Origin of the sequence: Empedobacter sp. UBA7248 (assembly GCF_002472945.1) — a bacterium.
GTDB classification, from domain to species: Bacteria; Bacteroidota; Bacteroidia; order Flavobacteriales; family Weeksellaceae; genus Empedobacter; species Empedobacter falsenii_C.
Genome location: NZ_DKSU01000005.1, coordinates 25,530 through 25,734, shown reverse-complemented (window position 1 = coordinate 25,734; position 205 = coordinate 25,530).

The window sequence follows — 205 nt, the reverse complement described above, 5'->3', positions numbered from 1 at the left end:
CTCAGACACTCCAACTTTTTTTATTCATTGAACATCTATTTTAATTATTGGTATTCATATGCCCTACGGGCTAAAAACTTTTTAACGCTACACTCAAACATTTTCTTAACGTGAGAGTTTTAATGCCGGTTTCTACATCCTTTTTCTATACTCAAATCCTTTTTTAACAACATTTGAGATTAAGAGGAGGAGCCATGATATGGCT